Origin of the sequence: Bacillus sp. AFS018417 (genome assembly GCF_002560985.1) — a bacterium.
GTDB lineage: Bacteria > Bacillota > Bacilli > Bacillales > Bacillaceae_G > Bacillus_A > Bacillus_A rhizoplanae.
This window is the reverse complement of sequence record NZ_NTTM01000094.1, coordinates 1-6,145: the sequence shown is the minus strand read 5'-3', so window position 1 is coordinate 6,145 and position 6,145 is coordinate 1. Positions and strand designations below refer to the sequence as shown.

The window sequence follows — 6,145 nt, the reverse complement described above, 5'->3', positions numbered from 1 at the left end:
AACTTTGCAACAGAACCATACTTCATGTAACAAAAATGAACGTTTATGTTACAAAACAGGCTACTTTGCCCCTAAACGCAGCTACGCTGGTACTGGGCCTAGAAAGAATAACGTTTTTTTGTACTTAGGGGTAGTGAAAATTCTTAAGTTGATGGGCATGGCGTCCTACCCCCTTTAGTAATGCGGATAAAGGACATTTTGATCCTGCGGAATGAAAATTTTGTCTTTGAATATCCATGATTTTCAAGATTAAAGACATTTAAGCTTCTATCTTAGACTGTTTTGTCTTTAATAAGCCTTATCAAAGACATTTGCCCATTTTAAAAGGCCGTTTTATCTTCGATAACCCAGCAATTTACATATCGAAGACATTTCGGCCTTGTCTTGGGGTTGTTTTGTCTTTAATGACCGCGGGGAGAGAGTTTTTCAGCAGTCTCGAACCGTCCCTATGCCTCATTATTGTCTGATGACATCAAAGCTTGTCCGCATCCGGATCGAGCCAATGAGTCCATCGGAAATTAGCAGTAGGGTCATCTCGCGTCAATCCTTTTGTATCGTTTAAAAGGGAACTCTCTTCCAAATCGGAGGAATCAAAAACCATAGCAGAAGCTGGAAGGGTTAGCCAATGCTTCAAACCGACGGCAAAGTTCACAAAATGTGAATGATCTAGACCAAGATGTTTGCGCCAAAGCGCGATTCGAAGGTCACGGGCGAACCTTCCTCCTGCAGCACGTTCAATAGGTTCTTCCGTAATACCTGCCATAATCTCAGTATCGTAAGTGTACCCACGATCGTCACAATTTGCAGACCCAACAGCCACGTACTGGTCGTCGACAATCCAGAGCTTCGAGTGTACAAACTCTCCGCACCAAGGTCTACGGCCAGAATCCGTTGTTTGTTTCAAACTGAACATACGCCACTTTTTGCGTCCTGGGTCGACTTTCGCAAAGTCGGTGCGAAATTCGTTGCGAACTCCAATCAGGTAAGGGAATTCCCCCGCACCTTTGTCCTCGAAAGCCTTTGAGTTTCCCATAAGGATAAGGAGGAATTTGAAATTTGGCTCCTTTAACTTTTCAACCAGCAAATCCTTCACACGGCGACTGACGAGGTATTGATCTTCGATATAAATGAACTCTTTTGCATTAGTGATTCCATTTTTGACAAGCTGCCAAGCAGATTGGTCGGGGTTTTTAAACCGATAAGAGTCCCCCGGTTTGAACTTAGCCAGGTTGGGAAAGGTTCGGCCAATCGAAACAAGCATTCCTCTAGGTTTGACTTTTCCTCCTGGTACTGTGCATGTGTCCATAACCTCCGATTTGGAAGCTGCGACTCTTATAAAATCCTGCCTAACATCATCTGGATTCATTTGAAATTTGGCACTATCCAGCTCGGGCGTTGACGGATGATCCATCCAGCGGTCCCGAAAGATGCTTAGGGCCTCCGCTGCTGATGGACCGTTTAAACGAACATGTACATCATGTAATGGCATATTCCCAAACACGTTGACCCGTGTTTTGTTCACATCCATCCCACCAAGGAATGCGACAAGACCAAAGACCCCACTGACAACAATTAGTTTCTGGTGGTGAATGTTAGGTAACCATAACCTATTAGGTAATTTCACCTCAATTAATTTAGCGTCCTCGAGGGCTGCACCGTTTGGCAGACTGTTGATGAAGTCTGCTATCTTTTTGTTGTCGCCATCCCGGCCCTTTAATGGAGAATTCCAAAATAAACCCCGGACTTGTGCTTTCGTATTTTTCAAATAATCTTGAAGAAGTGTGTTCACCGGCGGGTCACCAACAAGTGGATTCTTCATAGGCGTATCCGGTTCATACCACCAGCCGACTAGATATATTCGATGGTCGGATGATATGGCTGTGGCCAGAGCTTCAGCGATATCATCGAAAGCACAGCGGCCATAGATATAGGGCACGACTACATTACCTGTCGAAGGTCTCGGTGCACCGTCAAACCATTTCATTGCATTTTCAGTTAGACGCTTCCACTTCATTCTTTCGTTAGGCCATCCCAAATCTATTCCCTGAGTTGGAAGTTTTGCAATTTCTTCAGCATCCGTACTACAACTGTTCGTAAATGGCTCCCCCGGTTTTGTAATTTCACTACGTGCAGGCACCGTCGGCAGCAATGGCCGTTTAGGTGGGATTATTGCGCCGGGGATGGGCTTGGCAGGTGTCACATGATCCTTATTTTCCATCTCGAGCCACCAAAGCATGTATCACCAATAACCAACTAAAATGGAAATCAACTGCTAAGCCTTTGTTTATCCTCATCTTCATTCCTCCGTATTTGATCCTACATTGATTGCATCAGCTAATTGCGAAAAAATGTAAATAAAATCCCAAATAATATTGAGAATTATTTTTTGCAGAGTAAGTAAAATCCTTCCAGACAACGACATATTCATAAATTGTGGTTAATTAGGCTCTTTTATACGTCAAACATACTTCTTTTATATCAAAAGCTAAGCCGATTATCCTATTCCACAGGATAATCGGCTTAGAATATTTTTCAGAAAAGTCATTATGAATTTAAATCATTAGGGTGATATTCTACCGCAACAATCTGATCAGTTGGCAATACCGAGATCCATTGACTAAACACCTCATTTGCATCCAATCCGGCATCAAAACCGCCTTTCAAGTGATCGAATCCGTGTTCGAAGACTTTCTCCGTCGCCAATACATTCTGAATATCCTCATTCTGCTGTTGCAGCCGGTCTGCTATGATTTTCAGGACCTCGCCCATTTTCATCCCCTGAAACTCTGGTTCTGTCCCTAAATAGCTAGTGTCCCAACCATCCTGGTCATGCCCTTCGATGGACTTTAGCCAATTAAGAGCTGCGTTTTCCCTGCCAGGACGAATTGGAATAACCGCCTTAACCCAAGGTGCATTTAAGAACGCATTACGCAGGTTATCGCCGTCAAGCTGAAGCAGCCATCCTAAAGAACTTCCGAGTGGAGCGGGGGCTGAGTCTTCTGTAATCATATAGTTATCAGGCCGGTCTTCTCCACCCCAGCTCACAATATTCTTATCAGTCAGATGAAGAGTTTTCATGTAATCTTCCGTAATCTTATTAAGATCATGATGGCTTTGATGAAGACGCGGCATCCACCACTCAGGGGCTACAAAATACATCATACTATCAACGTCAAAAATTGATCGAATGACCTCAGAACGAATGTGGCTTAGCTTTCGGTTGTCAGGCTGCTTCCAACTATCTAACATTAAACGTTCAATCAACTTGCGGTAAACAACAGTACGTTCTTCTTCACGCAGGTCCCATGACGGTCGTTTATTAATGGCACTCGCATCCTTAATACGTTTACGAATTTCTTCTAAATAAGATTTGTATGCTAGACGATTTTTCTCTGCATCGTAGTCCTTCTTTGCATTTTCATTTAGATCTTTTACTCGTTTAATCTCATCAGCAGTTGGGGTAAAGAAAAGATCAAATTCCAGATTCACCACATTTTCCCCACCAAAGGCTACGCGTTGGAGAATAATGTTAATAGTCCCATCAGACTTTGCCTCTGCTGCACGAAGGATTGCCATCTTACCTCCTTGGACACCCGTCATCCTTATATCATCCGTTTTAAAATCGTAGCCACTTGGAACATCTACTTTAAATGATTGTTCGATGACAATTTGACTATCATCATCGTCCTCGTCGCCTTTGATAATACCCAGCTGAGGATTATTTGGATCACCGCCTGCATGCCCCTGGTATTCATATTGCGCCCGGTTGTTAGAGTAATTCAGTACAGGTTTAAACGGAAATGGGACAACCCATTTTTTGGTTATCGTAGTCGGATCAGGTATCTTGTCAGGTTCTTTTAAAGTTGAAAGATCAGGTGATTGAGCGATATGTACCAACTCGGACAGCCCCAGTGTAGTGCCAGGGTCATCGACAAACACCTGCCAACATAGACGAGTGCCTATATCTTGCAGCTGCACGCCTACTCTTCTCATCTTTCGTCTTAGTTCGTAGTTCACAAGATTTGGCGATGGATTAGTGATGATATGTCTCCGACTAGTTGTATCTGTCGTTTCAGTGACCATTCGAAATGTCGACTTATAGCTCTGTTTAATCTGACTCGATACCTTCTCCGTCTGCTCCCGATTCTGTTTGTGAATCGTCTCTCGTGTGTTTTTCCGGGTAGACTCCAGTCCGAAATTAGCAGAGACGCTCCCTTGATAAACACAAGTATTGACTGTATTGTTCTGAGAAATCCCCAGCTTGGTACTGTTGCTATTTTCTTCTTTGACAGCTTCACTAATTTCATCCTGTCTCTTCAATTCGCTTTCAGAGCTAGTGGTGGTCTCACTAAATGTTTCAGTAGAACGCTCTATCGTAGTTTTTCGGGTACTGGTCTCATACATCTCAATCGTTGTACCCGGTGCCAGCCAAACATGTTCCACTGGCTCGCCAAGGAATGTCCCCAGATTAAAGAAGTATTGGCGGAACAAGTGAACGAGACCAATGGGTGACAAAGCCCCACGGTCGTCTCTGGGGTCAATGCCAGCCAAAGGATCTGTAGGACGCAGAATGTCGCTCAAAGGAGGAACTTTCTTTACTTGGAACAGTTTGTTTAAATCATTCTGGTTATAGCCAGGCTGTCCCTCAGCATGAAATATAAGAAAGGTAGCAATCTGTGACTCGTACTGCATCAATTCCAAATGCGTCTTTTTGATTTCAGCCACCATCGCTTCTGTAAGGTGTCTTTCAGGTGCTCGTAAAATGGCCTCCTCATAGAGACGCCTGCGGTGAATATCGTTAACTTTTCTTAAATCACCATGCACTTTATCCATTAAATTATTAAAATCAATAATCGTAAGCCATTCACTGCCTGATGGAAGTTGACCGTTATGCGCATCAACAAATTTTTGTACTTTATCCTGGATTAGTTTCAACAACTCGCTTTTCAAATCTTTTGCGAGAAGGACCCTATAGGGCGATAGTCCGGAACCGGGCTGTAATGGTTCAGCAAGCATTTCCCAAATATCGTCTGGATTGATTTTTTCAGGACCAGGTTTAATGTTTTGATCAAGAATAACTTTAATTTGAGGGTCAATCATAGGGCCGGCCTTTTGAAGCCATTGTTTCGTCATACGAGACTCCCACCCTAAAAGGGGCTGATACACGCCGTAAAGTTCACTGGCGTATGGTGGAATGCCCTTATATTTATCAATATCTTTAAATAAATCAAACATACGGATTCTCCTTTGCTCGTAATAAGAACTCAAATTTCCACAAGGAATTGCCAATCGCAATTATTATCTATCCAACTAGTCATAAGTAAACCAAGATAAATAAAAACAATTACATTGAACCAGTCATACATATTTAAAGGAAAAAAGTAGAAGTTGAGAAAAAAGGAGATCGAGTAGAAATCGTCACGTATTGGAGAAACGAAAAGACAACGAAGTTTACCTTACCTTTGGAACTTTTCGAGAAAATCTCCAAAGATATAATCAACCAAAAGGACATGCTGTGACCCTTCTCCAAGCGGGAGGGGTTTGCTGTGTAATGGAAGGAGGTTCGGTTATGATGAGGATAAATACTTGGAATATCGCTCCGTTTATTATGGCAATTATCGGATTCATATTTAGCCTAAAATTTCAAGATATGACGTATTGGGGACGAAATGAACCAGGAGTAGTAGGTACATTCAGTATGACATGGTTTTGGATTGGAGTAGGCTTAAAATATGTCTGTACCATTACATCAATTATTCTTGTATTCTTACAGGCCAAAAATATAAAGCGGGGTACAATGAGCAATATTTTGATGTCTATTAATTTACTCATAGTCATTATAACACTGCTTTGGACAATATTTGTTGTCATAGCATGGTTATAATGACTTTAAGAACGACTTCCGCTAACGATAATTATGTGAATGAGCTGTCCATATGGGCAGCTTATTGTATTTTTTGCTTAGCGTGGTTTTTTTCCAAAATGCTGGCGGTACCCCTGATATCATTATGTTCAATTTTCTTTTTTAATATTTACAATATTAAATCTATTATTAACATTTCTTTAACATAGAAAAGGTATGCTTTAACTGTAATACATAATTAAATAACGAGGAGGAATTAGATTGAAGAAAGTTTTAAAATCC

The 6,145-nt window shown here is 41.9% G+C and carries 3 protein-coding genes; 1 reads left to right on the top strand and 2 read right to left on the bottom strand.

Annotation, left to right across the window (positions count from 1 at the left end):
- Positions 1-472: 472 nt before the first annotated feature.
- Entirely contained in the window at positions 473-2,218 is a 1,746-nt protein-coding gene (locus CN326_RS23230) for a phospholipase D family protein (RefSeq protein WP_176524758.1), read from the bottom strand.
- 326 nt (positions 2,219-2,544) lie between these two features.
- Complete coding sequence (locus CN326_RS23225) at positions 2,545-5,235, bottom strand: hypothetical protein (protein ID WP_098311309.1); 2,691 nt, start codon at positions 5,233-5,235, stop codon at positions 2,545-2,547.
- Between the two features lie 334 nt (positions 5,236-5,569).
- On the opposite strand from CN326_RS23225, the gene CN326_RS23220 reads away from it, so the two are divergent.
- Positions 5,570-5,884 carry a hypothetical protein gene (locus CN326_RS23220; RefSeq protein ID WP_141525118.1) on the top strand — a complete coding sequence of 105 codons (315 nt, stop codon included), beginning with the start codon at positions 5,570-5,572 and terminating at the stop codon, positions 5,882-5,884.
- Positions 5,885-6,145 lie beyond the last annotated feature (261 nt).

Coding starts and splice junctions, on each gene's coding strand:
- CN326_RS23230 (WP_176524758.1), bottom strand. CDS start 2,218: ATGGAAAATAAGGATCATGTGACACCTGCCAAGCCCATCCCCGGCGCA.
- CN326_RS23225 (WP_098311309.1), bottom strand. CDS start 5,235: ATGTTTGATTTATTTAAAGATATTGATAAATATAAGGGCATTCCACCA.
- CN326_RS23220 (WP_141525118.1), top strand. CDS start 5,570: ATGATGAGGATAAATACTTGGAATATCGCTCCGTTTATTATGGCAATT.